The sequence below is a fragment of the Kitasatospora sp. GP82 genome (assembly GCF_029892105.1).
Lineage (GTDB): Bacteria > Actinomycetota > Actinomycetes > Streptomycetales > Streptomycetaceae > Kitasatospora.
Genome location: NZ_JARZAJ010000009.1, coordinates 19,546 through 35,095 on the forward strand (window position 1 = coordinate 19,546; position 15,550 = coordinate 35,095).

The window sequence follows — 15,550 nt, forward strand, 5'->3', positions numbered from 1 at the left end:
GCGAGAGCACTGCCCCGAACCGGGTGCCACACCCGCGCACCGACCGCCGGGACGTGTGAGCCGATCACATCGGCCCACGTCCCGGCCGCTGCGCGGCGTATCCGAGTTCCGTCAGATCCAGTCCTTCCGCCTGAAGCTGACGTACAGCACGGCGGAGAGTACGACGGTGGCCCCCGTGGAGACGAGGAAGCCCCATTCGGTCCCGAACCCCGGGTAGGGGACGTTCTGCCCGTAGAAGCCGGTGATGGCGGTGGGGACGGCGATGATCGACGCCCAGCTCGTCACCTTCTTCATGATGAGATTCATCCGGTTGCCCTGGACGGTGAGGTTCGTCTCCATGATCGAGGTCACCATGTCGCGCAGCGACTCGGTCCACTCGGTGGCCCGCAGGACGTGGTCGTAGACGTCCTGGTAGTAGGGCATCAGCGGCTCGCTGACGATGTGGAGATCGCGGCGGAGCAGGCTGTTCACGACCTCACGCATCGGCAGGACGACCCGGCGCAGTCTCACCAGGCTCTTGCGCAGTTCGAAGGAGCGGCGCTGGACGGACTCGATCTCCCGGGTGCTGTCCTCGAACAGCATGTCCTCGACTTCCTCTATTCGGTCGTCGAGGTCCTGCACGGCGGCGAAGTGGCCGTCGACGATGAAATCGAGCAGCCCGTAGAGCAGGAAGCCGACACCGTGCTTGACCAGGTCAGGAGTGTCGTCCCAGCGGGCGACCACCTGTTCGATGTCGAAGCCGGCGTCCTTGCGGACGGTGATCAGGGCGGTGTCGGTGATGAATGCCGAGACCTCGCTCGTCGTCAGCAGCCCGCTCTCCCGGTCCGTGCTGATCGCATAGGCGCTCAGGAACGAGTGGGTGCGGTACCGATCAAGCTTCGGGCGCTGATGGTCGTTCCGCGCGTCCTCCACGGCCAGCGCGTGCAGGCCGAACTCCTCACTGATCATTGCGAGGTCGGCGGGGCCGGGTGCGCACAGGTCCAGCCAGACCACCGCCGAGGGGTCGGACACGTACTCGGAGATGTCCTCGACGGGAAAATCCTCGAGCACCAGGTTGCCGCTGCGATAGAGCCGGGTTCTAGTCATGCGGGACAGCGTAGCCAGGGCTTTTCTGCGCCCGACGGCGACTGCCACGGAGAGCGGAGCCGGGTACGGCATCGTTTCGGTGCCGCACCCGTCGAGGGCCGGCCGTGCTGTTACGCGGCCTTCTTGAAGAGCTCGATCAGGCTGGTGAAGCTGTCGCCGGCGTGGCCGTGACATCCGTCACCGTGTTCCTCCAGGTCGGCCTGGTCACAGCGGTCTCACCGGGCCGCACGGTCAACGGGGTGGGCCCCGCGTCGAAACGTTCGATTGTGGAGATCGCGGAGGAACCGTGACTGACGTAGACGTCGAAGGGCTCCAGACTGTCGTCAAGGACACGGACGGTCGGACAGCCGTCAAGGGCGTACGGCGGCTTGCCGCGGTTGACCAGCTCGACGGTCATCACCCGCAGGCCCATCGCGGCCTCGGTATCCCCGGTCCGAAGCCTGGCTCCCGTCTCCGGGCAGGGCCTGGGGGTGGTGGGGAAGGTGCGGCGGCCGCTGGGCTTCCGGTCCCGGAGCCTGCCGCGGACCGCGTACCGCAGGCGGTTAGCAGAGCGCTCGCAGTGAGCCGCGAGCCCACGGTGATGAGCGATATCTGACGAGGCCTGACCACTGGCGAGTCCATATGCTCATCGTGTCACGGCGTTTGACTATCTCTTTGCTTTCGCTCCACGGCCGGAACGGCGTCCCGCGGCCGAATACAGGTTCGCATCGGCCGACAGCTGAGCTGCCCCGGTCTGGATCGGCCGAGGGATCACACCGTATGGTGGCGAGATCGGGCGTGGTGAAGGGCACCACGGTGGGAGATACGGACCCCGCGTGAACAGGCGGGGTGGGGCGGAGACCGGCGGTGGCGGACCTCACATCGACCTCCGGGAGTGGCAGCAGGCCTCCCGGAGCCGACGAGACGACCCCGCTGCCCCCGTACCCGGCGGAACCGCCGGCCGTCCCGGCCGACCCGTCCCCCGCACCGTACGCGGCCGCGTCCCCGTACCAGCGGGATGCTGTGCCGCCGCACGCCGAGCGCACGGCGCCACTCCCGCCGGTCACCGACGGCCCAGGCGCCCAAGGCAGCCCAGGCGGTCCGGACGCCGCAATGCCCTCGACCGGCTGGACGGGCCTCATGCCCGCGATCCCGCCCCAGCAGCCCATCGCGAGTCCGAGTGCCCCGAACGGTCCGAACGGTGCGGGCAGCCCGGGCGTGGCGCCCGTAGCGGCCGGCCCCGGCCTCGGCGGTGGACTGCGCGGCCGGATCCTGGTGGTCGAAGGCGGCTACGGTGCGTCAGGCCGTCGTGCCTGGGGCCGCAGTGGGTCCGCGCAGGCGCCGGTACTGTCGGCGATGCTGGCGGGGGTGTCGCCCTCGATCCTGCTGGCGGCGGACGCGGTGGACGCCGTCCACCTGCCGGGTGCCGCCGATCCGCAGAGCGTTCTCGCCCACCTGCGGGCCGCTGCACGCCACGCCGGACCGCTGCTCGTCCACCTCGGCGGCCACCTGATCGCCGACCGGCGCGGCGGCCAGCTCTACCTGACGCTGCGCGACACCAAGCCGGGCACGGTCCGGCAGGACGGACTGCCCTGGTCGGCCGTCGCGGCGGAGCTGCGGCACCGCCCGGCGGAGTGGGACACCCTGGTGATCGCCGACCTCAGCGCCGAACAGGCGCTCTGGCCCCAACTGCAGGGCACCGTCTCCACGTTGACGGACGGCCTCCCGCTCTGGGCGGTGATCGCCCCGGATCCGGAGCAGATCGGTACCTTCACCCGGGCCTTGATAGAGGCACTGCACGGCGGACGCCCCGGCGCGGAGCCCGTCCTCGCGCCGGAGCAGCTGCGTCAGCAGGTGCACTCGGTGCTGCGTCCGGACGTGATCATCCACACCTCGCACCCGGCCGACCGGCCGCTGTTCCGCAATACGGCGCGTCAGCTGGGCGACGGGGTGCCCCGTCCGTACGAGGGCCCGCGTCCGGCCGCCGTGCTGCCGAAGCCGCCGGCGCGGGCGGCGCGTCCGCGCCCGGGGGCGGCGAAGCCGGTCGTGATGCTGTCCAAGGGCGTGGCCCAGGAGGCGGCGAAGGCGGCGGCGCCGCGCGGACCGGTCTCACTGCTCAAGCCCGGCGTGCCGCCGACGCCACCGCGTCGGGGACGCCCGGTCTCTCTGCTGAAGACGGCGCAGCGGCAGCTCCCCGAGGTGCCCCGGCCTGAGTTCGCCGAGGTGGGGGAGGCTCTGGTGAGCCTGTCCAAGGTCCTTCCCCTGCCCGCCCCCGAGCCGCTGGAGGCGGTCCGTGTTCCGGCGGTTCAGCCCGAGGCCGCGCCCGGAGCCGGGGCCGAACCGACTGCCGGGGAACCCGTCCCCCCGGTCAGCCTCCGCAAGCCGCTGCCCATCGAGCCCGAGCCCGAGTTCGAGCCCGCCCCCGAGCCCGAGACTGAATCCGAGCCCGAGCCGATCGTTGAGGCCGGGGCCGAGCTGATTGCCGGGGAGCCCGTCCCCCCGGTCAGCCTCGGCAAGCCGCTGCCCATCGAGCCCGAGCCCGAGCCCGAGTTCGAGCCCGAACCCGAAGCCGAGCCAGAGCCGGCCGTCGAGCCCGAAGCCGCGCCGGAGCCTGCACCCGATGCCGACCCGCTCGCCGTGTACCGCGAGGCGATCGGCCGGATCGTCCGCAACGCGGACGCGGGCGAGCACGAGGCCGCCACCGAGCTCGCGCTCGAACTGGAGCAGCAGGCGCTGTCCGCCCACGGCCCGGTCGCACCGGCCGTTCTGCAGGTGCGTCAGGTCCGCGCCCATGTACTGCGCCTGGCGGGCCGTCCGGAGCTGGCCGCCGAGCTGTACCGCGAGGTGGCCCTGACGCTGCTTCGATCGGAGGGGGCCGAGCACCCGGAGACCCAGCAGGCGGCGACCAACGCGGAGGCGTGCTGGCGCTCGATCCGGGACCGCACCGAGGCGATCAGGGTCGCCCCGGAGATCATCGAGCTCCGCGCCTACCTTCCGGGACCGGACGGCCGCAAACTCCGTGCGGCCGAGCGCTACCTCAAGCAGCTGGTGACCGCCGAGATCGAGACCCAGCTGTAGCGCTCCGAGCGCTCGGCCCTGACCCGCCCAAGGGCTCCGCCAGTGGGCAACCCGTCAGGATGGGGCGCCCCTGGACGGTGCAACCGACTCCCGTGACTGCCTACTGGCGGGGCCTCTGAGCGTGCCACTGCGCGGAGTTGCCCTGGACCTCGGTGATGCTCGGGTGGCGCACGGCGTCCAGTGCGCCGTCGGAGAGCAGATCGGCGATCAGGGCCGGGCTGCCGAAGACCTCGGTCCCGTTCAGGTCCCAGTCGGTGAGGACGAACCAGGACCGGTCCAAGGGCCACCAATGTGCGGGGAACTGCGTCGACACGACCCGATCGGGTGCTGTGCAGGCGTCGTGATGTGCCAGCGCCTCGTGGAGTCGGCCGCGGCGGGCCGGGACCGGGCAGGGGATGTCCTCGATCGCTGCCTGGGCCCAGTAGCACTCCGTGCCCAGCCCGTCAGGGCTGTGCCGGGCCAGAATCCCGACCAGGCGGGAAAGGGACTCCCGGTCGATCTCCCCCAGCGACGGACCCTCGAAGCCCGCGGGCAGGTCGAGCCCCCTGAAGACTCGATACGACGGGGTGCACTGCCAGTCCTCCAGGCGCTTGCCGGCCCTCGCCAGCAGGTCGTTCCACCGGACCCGCGTCTCTCCCCCGTAGGCCGTGTGGAGAACCCAGCAACGGTCGGGGAAACCCTCCTGGGGCTCATAGCCCAGGAGGGCCTCGGCCTGTTCCAACAGCGGACGCATGCCACCCAGCGGATCATCGTCCGGCACAAGCTCCAACGTGCAGTCCCTCGCTACTTCGACCGTAAGTTCGACCATCGGTAACCGTAGAGGTTGACGACAGTCTCGGACGAGGGAACCGTCCAGGGATGCGTCCCCTGCGTTCCGTCGCCGTACGGGACATCCGGTGCAGTCCGGGCGAGTATGGGAACAGGGCCGTCGCGGGCGCACCTCGTCGGCTGGAGGCAAGGTGGTTGCGGTGAGCACGTCACGGTCCGTACTCTCCCGGCCCGCGCCTGGCGGAGCGAAACCGGTAGCCGAGGGCGACTTCGGTGTGCTGGTTCCGATCCTGCGGTCGGCTTCCGGCGGACTCGGCGCGCACATCGGCGGACTGTACCTGCTCCCGGATGACCTGCAAGTACTCCACCTGGCGATGACACTCGGCGCGGCAAAGCAGTTCACCCGGCCCTGGGAGCGCATCGGCCTGGCCGCACCGATCCCGGTAGCCGATGCGGTGCGCGACGGCCGCCTGGTCTGGGTGGGCGGCGCAGCGGAGATGGCACGGCGGTATCCACGGGTCGCGGTGGCCATGCCCTACGCCTTCTGCCTCGCGGTTGCTCCGCTCGCCACCGGGCGGCGTACGTACGGCGCGGTGTTCCTGCTCTGGCCCGCGGCCCATCCCGCCGAGCTGTCGCGGCAGGAGCGCGACGGGCTCACGGCGCTCGCCGGCGAGCTGGCCGCCGAACTGGAACGGGCGGACCGCGCGGGCCGACCGCTCCGGCCCGGCCCGAGGCCGCTGTCGGTCGGCACGGAGAGTGGCGATGCGCCCACCGCGGTGATGGCCCGGCTGCCCGAGGGGATCTGCGCCATCGACCAGCGCGGTCGGGTGACCTTCCTCACGGAGCGCGCGGCCGATCTGCTGGGCGAGCCCGCCGACCGACTCCGGGGTGCCCGCCCCTGGGCGGTGCTGCCGTGGCTCCGTGATCCCGTGTACGAGGACCGGCACCGGGCGGCGGTGATCAGCGGACAGCCCACGTCGTTCGTGGCACTGCGGCCGCCGGGCCGGTGGCTGTCCTTCGAGCTCTACCCGGACGCCTCCGGACTCACCGTGCGTATCACCGACGCCGAGGTCGCCCAGAGTGACCTGCCGGCGTCCAGAACGGCCATCGGTCCTGCCGTGCCGACGCGGACCGGGGTCCTCTACCACATCCTGCACCTCGCCGGCACGCTGACCGAGGCGGTCAGCGTGCAGGATGTGGTGAGCATGGTCTCCGAGCAGATCGTGCCGGCCTTCGGTGGTCAGGCGGTCGCCGTGCTGCTGGCCGAGAGCGGCCGACTGCGCATCGTGGGCCACCGCGGCTATTCACCCGGCCTGGTCGACCGGTTCGACAGCACCCCGTTGACCGCTCCCACCCCCGGCGTCCAGGCGTTGACCATCCCGGCGCCCGCCTTCTTCGAGACCCGCGAGGAGCTGGAGCGGGTCTACCCGGGCCGTCGTGAGACACAGGACGGCATGGCGGCCTGGGCCTATCTGCCGTTGGTGGTCTCCGGTCGGCTGATCGGGACGTGTGTGCTGGCCTTCGCCGAGCCGCACTGCTTCACCGTGGACGAACGCGCCGTGCTCACGGCACTCGGCGGCCTGATCGCCCAGGCCCTCGACCGCGCCCGGCTGTACGACGTCAAACTCGGCCTTGCCCGCGGTCTCCAGGAGAGTCTGCTGCCGCATGCCCTGCCTGCGGTTCCAGGGCTGGAGACCGCCGTGCGTTACCTGCCCTGCACCGAAGGCATGGACATCGGCGGCGACTTCTACGACCTCATCCGCATTGATCGCGACACCGCGGCCGTCGTCATCGGCGACGTCGAGGGTCACAATGCCAACGCCGCCGCCTTGATGGGACAGATCCGCACCGCCGTCCACGCCTTTGCGACGGCCGATGCCGATCCCCGCACCGTGCTGGCCCGTACCAACCGTCTGCTCTTCGAGCTGGGTACCACGCTGTTGGCCAGCTGCGCCTATCTGCGGGTCGACCTGTCCCGGCGGGAGGCCTGGCTGGCCGATGCCGGACATCCCCCGCCGTTGCTGCGCGGCCACGACGGCCGGGCGAGTGTGCTGGACCCGCACAACGGCGTGCTTCTCAACGTGGATCCCGCCGTCGACTACCCGCTGACTCGCATCCCCCTGCCGGTCGGCACCACCCTGGCCCTGTACACCGACGGCCTGGTCGAGAGGCCCGGCGTCGACCTGGGCCACGTTCTGGACGGCCTCTGCGCCACATTCGCCCGCCACGGGGGTGAACCGCTCGAGCACGTGGCCGACGAGCTCATCGGCCACGCCGAGCAGTCCAGACACCGCACCGACGACATCGCGCTGCTGCTCGTCCGTTCCGTTCCCCGCTGAACCGGAAGCCGGCGGGGCCCCCGCCTCACCGTCGTCCCGATCAGGGGCTGTTCGGAGAACGCCGGCGGAGTCGACGGTGGTGGCGTTCTTGACCACGGCTGCGATGCCCTGCCCGACCTGGGTCAGCTGCTGGAGGCTCGCCCGGATGGCCTGGGTCTCGTACGCCGACTTGTACGTCGTGCTCGGCCGGGAAGTCCCAGGAAGGCTGCCCGCCAGGACAGTTGTCACATCGGGGGGCATCTGTGGCGGGGTGGGCTTCGCCGGGTCGCGGTCCGGTGACCGGTATCCGTTCGCGGGGTCGACCACGTCGTACCTGTGCGTGGCATGGCCTCGCGACACCGCTCCCGGCTGGACCGCCCGGCCTCCCGCAGAACCGGACCTCGCCGAGGTCGGGCCCGCGCCTGCCTGCCCGACGGCTGAGGGATCCCAGACGATCACACCGGATGTCGGGACCTTGAACTGGAGACATGCCTGAGTGTGCCGGCGTGCCCTCCGGGGCGCTCTACCATGCGCAGGGCGAGCAGGGGTACGAATGGCCGAAACTGTCTCAGATCCATTTGCCGGAAGGCTTGTTGTGGTGGGTGGCGGCGCCCATCCTGAAACCCTCTTGGCATGGCCAGGGAAAAGAATCAGGGGAGCAACCCCCGGATGAGACAGGAGAAGTGCATGAGAACGACGTCCGTCCTCCCGCGCGTTTCGATAGTGCTGGCCGGTGGGCTGGTCGCGGCCGGGCTGTTCACGCCTCCCGCGTCGGCCGCCGACACGTCGGTCGACCTGGCCTGCCAGGCCACGCCGCCGATCGGCTCCGCACAGACCTTCTCCCTCCACGCCGGCGTCAACGCCACCGCGCCGGGCACGGTGGCCTCCGGCAGTCAGTTCTCCGTCACCCTGGCTCCCGATCCGCTCGCGGTCCCCACCTCGGTGAGCGGGTACACCCTGAAGTCGATCAGCGACATCCAGCTCACGGTCCCGGTGCCCGCGAACACCACACTGATCGACGAGTCGATCGCGGGCGGGTCCGACCCCGGTAGCGCAAGCGTCACCGTCAACGGCGGCAACGTCATTGTGACGGTGACCGGTCCGATTGCCGGAGGAAGCACGTTCACGCTGCCCGCCCTCACGCTGGACCTGACGGCCGGCGCCTCCGGAAGCACCGTCCAGACCGCGCTCGGCGGCACCAGCTACTCGTCCCCCGGGCTGACCTTCACCGCGAGCGTCCCCGTCGGCTTCTTCAACGTCGACGTGCCCACCGCCTGCTTCCCCTCGTCGAACGAGATCCTCAGCTCGACAAGCGTCAGCTGAGCGGCGTTCCGCGCCCGGCTGCCCGGGGCGGTGCGATCTCGGGCGGTGTGGTCTCGGTACGCGGTCGCCGCGCGGCGGGGCCGACGCGTGGCCGGCAAGGTGCCGGGTGCATGATGATCGCGTGAATGACTGGATAGCTGCCCGAAACGGTTGGACGTTGTTCCTGGTGTTCTGGGCGATCGCGCTGACGGGTGGGTTGCTCGGGGAAGCGACGTCGCGGACGTTCTTCGAGGACCACCCTGCGACATCGCTCGCCTCGAATCTGCCATGGCTGGTGGGCGGCTCCCTGTTCATGGCCCTGTGCGGCACCGCTGGTGCTCTGCGTCGGCGTCGACGTTGAGCATCCGGGAAGAGGCCTCCGGCCGCTTCACGGGGCCACCCCGTCAGCGGCCGGCGATGGCGTGCACGAAGCGGGCCCCGTCGATCATGCCGAGGCCGCTCGCCAGGTCGTGGCCCTTGGTGGCCTGGTAACCCTCGACGCCGGCTCAGGAGTTGTCGCCGCTCGTCACATCGGTGATGGCCGCTCCGCCCGGGCGGTGCGAGTGCGAGTCCGTACAGTCGCCGGTTGAGCTGGCCGAGGCGGTGCCCCGCCGGTTGGCCGGCGAGGGCGATGACGCCCGAGAAGACGGGGGTGGCTTCGCTGGTGCCGCCGGTGAGGTGCCAGCCGGCGCGGGCCGGGTCGTAGGACTCGTACGTCCAGGCTGCGCCGTCCACGGCTGCGCTCATGCTGATGTCGGGTGTGCCGCGGTGGTCGCCGGTGGTTGAGGAGCTGGCGGTCAGGGTGGTGCCGGTCGGCGCGGTGGGGGTCAGGCCGGTGGCGCCGATGGCGAGCAGGGCCAAGGCGCGGACCACCGTGGAGCGTCGGGGCGCTGCGGTGGCGGGGGAGCTGCCCATGGGACTCCTTCGGTACGGCGAATCAACGGGCTCCGGCCATGGAAGGCCGACCCCGCCGTCTCGTCCGTCCGGGAGCTCTCGTGCCATGGCCATCGGAGGTGCCGGCTGGGCCCCCTACCGGCCACCTGAATAGGTAGTGGCCGATCCCGGTGCCGGTAACGCCACACCGGAATCGGCCATCTGACGGCCGGTCAGTCACCCGATCAGCGTGCCCCTCCGTTCACGTACAGGGTCTGGCCGCTGACGTAGGAGGCGTCCTCACTGGCCAGGAAGGCGACCACGGAGGCGATCTCCTCCGGCTGCCCGACCCGGCGCAGCGGAGTGCGGTCGGCCACCTCGGCCTGGTGAGCCTCGGCGGTGGCGCCGACCCGCTCGGCGGTGGCGGCGGTCATCGAGGTGGCGATGTAGCCCGGTGCCACCGCGTTGACGTTGATGTTGAACGGGCCCAGCTCGATCGCCAGCGTTGCCGTCAGGCCCTGGATCCCGGCCTTGGCGGCGGCGTAGTTGGCCTGGCCCCGGTTGCCGAGCGCGGAGCGGGAGCTGAGCGAGACGATCTTGCCGTACTTCTGCCGGACCATGTACTTCTGCGCCACATGGCTGCAGTTGTAGGCGCTGGTCAGATTGACCGTCAGCACGGCGTCCCAGTCCGCCTTGGGCATCTTGAAGAAGAGGTTGTCCCGGGTGATCCCGGCGTTGTTGACCAGGATGTGGATCCCGCCCAACTCCTGGGCCACGGCAGCGAAGACCGCGTCCACGGCGTCGTAGTCCGCCACGTCGCAGCCGTACGCCCGCGCTGTCCCGCCCTTGGCGGCGATCGCCTCCACCGTGCCCTGCGCCCGCTCGGCCGTCAGGTCCACTACGGCGACCGCGGCGCCCTCCTCGGCCAGCCGCAGCGCGGTGGCCGCACCGATCCCCTGCGCCGCCCCGGTGACCACGGCGACCCTGCCTGCGAAACGTGCCATGCCAATTCTCCTTGCCAGCTTGATGGTCGGAATCTTCCGGGCCTGTCCTGCCGATCCCGGGCGCCTGGCCGGCCCCGGCCCGAGGAGCAGGCGCAGGGCCGCCTAGGCATGGTTGCCGTCGGCGGACAGGCAGGTGGGTCAGACGCGCTCGACGACCACGGCGCTGCCCTGGCCAACGCCCACGCACATGGTGGCCAGGCCGCGCCGCGCGCCGGTACGGCGCATCCGGTGGAGCAGGGTGGTGAGGATACGGGCACCCGAGCTGCCCAGCGGGTGGCCGAGCGCGATCGCGCCGCCGCTCGGGTTCACCAGTTCCGGGTCGAAGCCCAACTCGCCCACACAGGCCAGTGCCTGGGCGGCGAACGCCTCGTTGAACTCGGCCTCCTCGATGTCCCCGACCTGCCAGCCGACCCGGCCGAGCAGCTTGCGGGTCGCGGGTACCGGGCCGATGCCCATCACATCGGGGTGCACCCCGGCCGAGGCCCCGCCGACGTAGCGGCCGAGCGGCTCCAACTCCAGCTCCCGCAGTGCCTCCTCGCTCACCAGCAGCAGTCCGGCCGCGCCGTCGTTCATCGGCGAGGCGTTCCCGGCGGTCACCGTGCCGCCCTCCCGGAAGACCGGCTTCAGGCGGGCGAGCTTCTCCAGTGTGGTGTCCTCGCGGATGCTCTCGTCCTGCTCGACCGTCACTCCGTCCGGCCGCAGCACGGGCAGGATCTCGGCGTCGAAGTGCCCGTCCTTGCGGGCGGTGGCGGCCCGCTGGTGGCTGCGCAGCGCGAACTCGTCCTGTTGGTCACGGCCGATGCCGTACCGGGCGGCGACCTCCTCGGCGGTCTCGCCCATCGAGAGCACGCCGTGCAGCTCCTGCATCCGGGGGTTGGTGAGCCGCCAGCCGAGCCGGGTGTCGTAGGTCTCGATCCGGTGCGGCAGTGCCTCGTCCGGGCGGGGGAGGACGAAGGGCGCGCGGCTCATCGACTCGCAGCCGCCCGCGAGCACGATCTCCGCCTCGCCGGAGCCGATGGCCCGCGCCGCCGTCGTCACGGCCTCCATCCCCGAGGCGCAGAGCCGGTTGAGCGTGGCGCCGGGCACGCTGTCCGGCAGTCCGGCGAGCAGTACGGCCATCCGGGCGGCGTTGCGGTTGTCCTCCCCGGCCTGGTTGGCGGCGCCCCAGTAGACGTCGTCGATCCTGGCCGGGTCCAACTGCGGTACCTGATCGAGCAGTCCACGCAGTACGGCTGCCGAGAGGTCGTCGGGGCGTACGGTGGACAGCGCGCCGCGCAGCCGTCCGATCGGGGTCCGGCGGGCGGCGGCGAAGTAGACGGGACGCACTTTCTCGGGCTCCTCTACAGGTGGTTCGGAAGACGTGATGGCTCAGCGTGTGACGGCTCAGCGTGTGACGGTTCGGGACGTGATGGTTCGGCGTGTGACGGTTCGGGACGTGATGGTTCGGCGTACGCCACTGCTCAGAATGCGCTGACGTCGGTCAGCGACCGGCCGATGAGCAGCTTCTGGATCTGGCTGGTCCCTTCGTAAAGGGTCATCACCCGGGCGTCGCGCAGGTACTTGCCGACGGGGTACTCGTCGATGAAGCCGTAACCGCCGAAGACCTGGAGCGCGTTGTTGGCCGCCTTGACCGCCGCCTCGCTGGCGTAGAGCTTGGCGACCGAGGACTCGGTGGCGAACGGAAGTCCGCGCTCGATGTGGTCGGCCACCCGCCAGGTCAGCAGCCGAGCCGCCTCGACCTCGACCGAGATGTCGGCGAGCAGCTCCTGCACCAACTGGTGCGAGGCGATGGGCTTCCCGAACTGCTCGCGCTCCTTGGCGTAGCCGACGGCCGCCTCCAGACAGGCGCGGGCGATGCCGACACAGCCGGCCGCGACCGACATCCGGCCCTTGGCCAGCGCGGCCATCGCCACCGTGAAGCCCTTGCCCTCGGCGCCGAGCCTGGCACTGTCGGGGACCCGTACGCCGGTGAGGACGAGTTCGGCCGTCGCCTGGCCGCGCAGGCCCAACTTGCCGTGTATCTCCCGGCGTTCGAAGCCCGGCAGGTCGGTGGGGACCAGGAAGGCGGTCACTCCGCGATGTCCCTGCCGGTCCGGATCGGTGCCGCCGGTGCGGGCGAAGACCAGCGCCAGATCGGCCCATGTCCCGTTGGTGATGAACATCTTGGCGCCGGTGATCAGCCAGTCGTCGCCGTCCCGGACCGCCCGGGTGGTGAGGTTGGCGGCGTCCGAACCGGTGCCGGGCTCGGTGAGGGCGAAGCAGGCGAGCGCGTCGCCCGAGGTCAGCCGGGGCAGCCAGTGCCGCTTCTGCTCCTCGCTGCCGTAGCCGTTGACGGACTTGGCGACCAGGCCCAGCGACACCGAGACGATCCCGCGCACCGAGGAGTCGCCCCGGCCCAGCTCCTCCAGCACCAGGCAGTACGCCAGGTGGTCCCCGCCGCTGCCGCCGTACTCCTCGGGGATGGTCAGCCCCAGGAAGCCCAGCTTGCCCAGCTTGCCGATGATCGCCCGGTCCACCGATTCGGCGCGGTCCCAGGCGGCGGCGTACGGCACGATCTCGCGATCGGTGAACTCGGCGGCCAGCTCGCGTACGGCGGCCTGCTCCTCGGAGAGTTCCAGGTTCATGGGCGGCGGACCCCTCGTCCTCGTCCCGTCCCCGGCCGGGAGGCCGGAGCGGTTAAACTAGCGGTGCAAGTTTTTCTCGGACTGTAGCCCGCCAGGACCGGCTCTGGGAAGAGGCGCCCGGATCGGGGCCGGCGGGGGCTGCCAGAATGATCGGGAACACACATCCGAAGGAGGCGATGATGGCGCGCCCGCGCACCCCGCTGCTCAGCCGCGACCGCATCGTCACAACAGCTCTCGCACTCATCGACACCGAGGGTCTGGAAGGGCTCTCCACCCGCCGTCTGGCCACCGAACTCTCGGTCAGCGGCCCCTCGCTCTACAACCACTTCGCCACCAAGGACGACCTGCTCGACGCCGTGGTGGACACCGTGATGGGCGAGGTCGACCTCGGTATGTTCGAGGGGCAGGAAGCCCCCGAGTGGCGTACGGCGCTGCGCGACTGGGCCCGCTCCTACCGCGCCGCCCTCGCCGCCCACCCCAACATCGTCCCGGTGCTCGCCCAGGGGCCCGGCCGCCGGCCCAACGCGCTGCGCCTCGCCGACGCCGTCTTCGGGTGCCTGGTGGACGCCGGGTGGCCGCGCGGCCAGGCGACCAGGATCGGTGCGCTGATGCGGTACTTCATCACCGGCTCGGCCCTCGGCTCCTTCGCCGCCGGCTTCCCCGAGGACGCCCAGGTCTACGCCGCCGAGTACCCGCACCTCGGCGAGGCCCACCTGCTCGCCGAACACCGCCGCAGTATCGACGAAGGCGCATTCGAGACCGGTCTTGAGGCGCTGCTGGACGGCCTCGAACTGCGCTACCGGCGGATCGTCGGCGCCACTCACTGACCCCGGGCACCCGACGCCGCGCGCTGATCCGGCGGGAACTGTCAGACAGGCCCTTACGGTGGAGGTGTCCAGGCCCAGCCGGGCGGGCCGTGCCCGGACGATCGGCCGACGTCGGGTGGGTGAGGCACGGCGCGGGGGTGCACGAAGGGCCCCGCTCCTTTCGGTGCGGGGCCTTTCGGCGAGCGGGTCGGGTGTCAGCCCATGTCCTCCAGGCGGACGCCCTTGGTCTCCTTCATGAAGCGGGCCACGAAGATGATCGACAGTCCCGCGAAGGCCGCGTAGATCGCGTACGTGGCGGAGAGGCTCCAGCTGGCCATCGACGGGAACGACACGGTGATGGCCCAGTTGGCGATCCACTGTGCCGAGGCGGCGACCGACAGCGCTGCCGCCCGGATCCGGTTCGGGAACATCTCGCCGAGCATCACCCAGACCACCACGCCCCAGGACAGCGCGAAGAAGAGGACGAAGGCGTTGGCGGCGACCAGTGCCACCGTGCCCTGAAGGTCGGGGATGTGGACGTTCTTCCCGCTGCCGGTTGCCGAGCTGAACGCCCAGGCGGCGGCGCCGAGCGAGACGGCCATACCGGCCGAGCCGATCACCGCCAGCGGCTTGCGGCCGATCCGGTCGACCAGCAGGATCGCGATCACCGTACCGACGATGTTGATGATCGAGCTGGAGAAGCTGATCAGCAGCGAGCTGCTCTGGTCGATCCCGACGGACTGCCAGAGGATCGACGAGTAGTAGAAGATGACGTTGATACCGACCAGCTGCTGGAAGACCGAGAGCCCGATACCGACCCAGACGATCGGCAGCAGGCCGAAGCGCCCGCCGAGCAGGTCCTTGAAGCGCGGCTGGTGGTCGGAGGCGATCAGACCCTGGACCTCGGCGATCCGGGCGTCGGTGTCGATGCCCTCGCCCTCGACCTCGCGGAGCACCGTACGGGCGTCGGCCAGCCGGTTCATGGAGATCAGGTAGCGGGGCGACTCCGGGATCATCGAGGAGAGCACGAAGTAGACCACGGCGGGGATCACACAGATCCCGAGCATCCACTGCCAGGCCTCCAGGCCGAGCAGGTGTCCGCGGGTGTCGCCACCCGCCGACTCGGTCAGCACCCAGTTGACCAGCTGCGAGATCGCGATGCCGAGCACGATCGCGGCCTGCTGGAAGGACGCCAGTCGGCCCCGGTACCTGGTCGGTGCGACCTCGGCGATGTAGGTGGGGGCGATCACCGAGGCTATGCCGATCGCCGCGCCGCCGAGCACCCGCCAGAACGCCAGGTCCCAGGCCGCGAAGGGCAGCATCGAGCCGATCGCGCTGATCGCGAAGAGGATGGCCGCGACCTTCATGACTCGAATGCGGCCATAGCGGTCGGCAAAGCGCCCGGCCAGTGCGGCGCCGACCGCCGAACCGAGCAGGGCGGAGGAGACGATCAGGCCGGTGACACCGTCGCCGATCCCGAACCTGTTCTGGATGCCGGACACCGCACCGTTGATCACGGAGCTGTCGTAGCCGAACAGGAAGCCGCCGAGAGCGGCGGCTGCGGTGATGAAGACGACGAAGCCGAGTCGGTCCGGGGCCTGGGCCCCGGACCGTTGGGGCTGCTGGGTGACGCTCACGATCTGACTCCTGTACTCAACGCTGAGGCGCTGAGATAGTAACCCCAGATCGTTTAAGGCTTGTACATCAGGTCC

General features: G+C 70.7%; 12 protein-coding genes. 5 read left to right on the forward strand and 7 right to left on the reverse strand.

All coding sequences use genetic code 11. The features are described from left to right. Window positions 1-111 precede the first annotated feature (111 nt). Together P3T39_RS11365 and P3T39_RS11370 are read right to left on the reverse strand one after the other, a co-directional pair. Entirely contained in the window at window positions 112-1,086 is a 975-nt protein-coding gene (locus tag P3T39_RS11365; protein ID WP_280697358.1) for a magnesium transporter CorA family protein, read from the reverse strand. A 136-nt stretch (window positions 1,087-1,222) separates the two neighbouring features. Further along, window positions 1,223-1,675 (reverse strand): DUF4232 domain-containing protein, encoded by a 453-nt coding sequence (locus tag P3T39_RS11370; RefSeq protein ID WP_348534332.1) that lies wholly within the window; start codon window positions 1,673-1,675, stop codon window positions 1,223-1,225. Window positions 1,676-1,932: 257 nt separating this feature from the next. Here P3T39_RS11370 and P3T39_RS11375 point away from each other — a divergent pair, with 257 nt between their 5' ends. Then, window positions 1,933-4,143, forward strand: a complete 2,211-nt coding sequence (locus P3T39_RS11375; protein WP_280697359.1) for a tetratricopeptide repeat protein — start codon at window positions 1,933-1,935, stop codon at window positions 4,141-4,143. Between the two features lie 100 nt (window positions 4,144-4,243). Here the strand turns inward: P3T39_RS11375 and P3T39_RS11380 are convergent, their stop codons facing one another. Continuing rightward, window positions 4,244-4,876 (reverse strand): hypothetical protein, encoded by a 633-nt coding sequence (locus tag P3T39_RS11380; RefSeq protein WP_280697360.1) that lies wholly within the window; start codon window positions 4,874-4,876, stop codon window positions 4,244-4,246. Between the two features lie 235 nt (window positions 4,877-5,111). Between P3T39_RS11380 and P3T39_RS11385 the strand changes: the two genes are divergently transcribed. The 3 genes from P3T39_RS11385 to P3T39_RS11395 all read left to right on the forward strand — a co-directional run bounded on the left by P3T39_RS11385 (window position 5,112) and on the right by P3T39_RS11395 (window position 8,892). Then, a complete protein-coding gene (locus P3T39_RS11385; protein WP_280697361.1) occupies window positions 5,112-7,250 on the forward strand; it encodes a SpoIIE family protein phosphatase in 2,139 nt (712 codons plus the stop codon). 666 nt (window positions 7,251-7,916) lie between these two features. After that, window positions 7,917-8,552 (forward strand): cyclase, encoded by a 636-nt coding sequence (locus P3T39_RS11390; protein WP_280697362.1) that lies wholly within the window; start codon window positions 7,917-7,919, stop codon window positions 8,550-8,552. Window positions 8,553-8,673: 121 nt separating this feature from the next. Beyond that, window positions 8,674-8,892, forward strand: coding sequence for a hypothetical protein (locus P3T39_RS11395; RefSeq protein ID WP_280697363.1), 219 nt, complete (start codon window positions 8,674-8,676; stop codon window positions 8,890-8,892). A gap of 757 nt (window positions 8,893-9,649) precedes the next feature. Here P3T39_RS11395 and fabG read toward each other — a convergent pair. From fabG to P3T39_RS11410, 3 genes are all read right to left on the reverse strand, one after another. Then, a complete protein-coding gene (fabG, locus tag P3T39_RS11400; protein WP_280697364.1) occupies window positions 9,650-10,408 on the reverse strand; it encodes a 3-oxoacyl-ACP reductase FabG in 759 nt (252 codons plus the stop codon). Between the two features lie 138 nt (window positions 10,409-10,546). Then, window positions 10,547-11,734 carry an acetyl-CoA C-acyltransferase gene (locus P3T39_RS11405; RefSeq protein WP_280697365.1) on the reverse strand — a complete coding sequence of 396 codons (1,188 nt, stop codon included), beginning with the start codon at window positions 11,732-11,734 and terminating at the stop codon, window positions 10,547-10,549. Between the two features lie 134 nt (window positions 11,735-11,868). Then, entirely contained in the window at window positions 11,869-13,032 is a 1,164-nt protein-coding gene (locus P3T39_RS11410; RefSeq protein WP_280697366.1) for an acyl-CoA dehydrogenase family protein, read from the reverse strand. 179 nt (window positions 13,033-13,211) lie between these two features. Between P3T39_RS11410 and P3T39_RS11415 the strand changes: the two genes are divergently transcribed. Then, on the forward strand, window positions 13,212-13,859 hold the full coding sequence (locus tag P3T39_RS11415) for a TetR/AcrR family transcriptional regulator (RefSeq protein ID WP_280697507.1): 648 nt from the start codon (window positions 13,212-13,214) through the stop codon (window positions 13,857-13,859). A 194-nt stretch (window positions 13,860-14,053) separates the two neighbouring features. Here P3T39_RS11415 and P3T39_RS11420 read toward each other — a convergent pair whose 3' ends face one another. Beyond that, the gene (locus tag P3T39_RS11420) at window positions 14,054-15,478 is read right to left on the reverse strand and encodes a sugar porter family MFS transporter (protein WP_280697508.1); all 1,425 of its coding nucleotides are present in this window, start codon (window positions 15,476-15,478) and stop codon (window positions 14,054-14,056) included. Window positions 15,479-15,550: the final 72 nt, after the last annotated feature.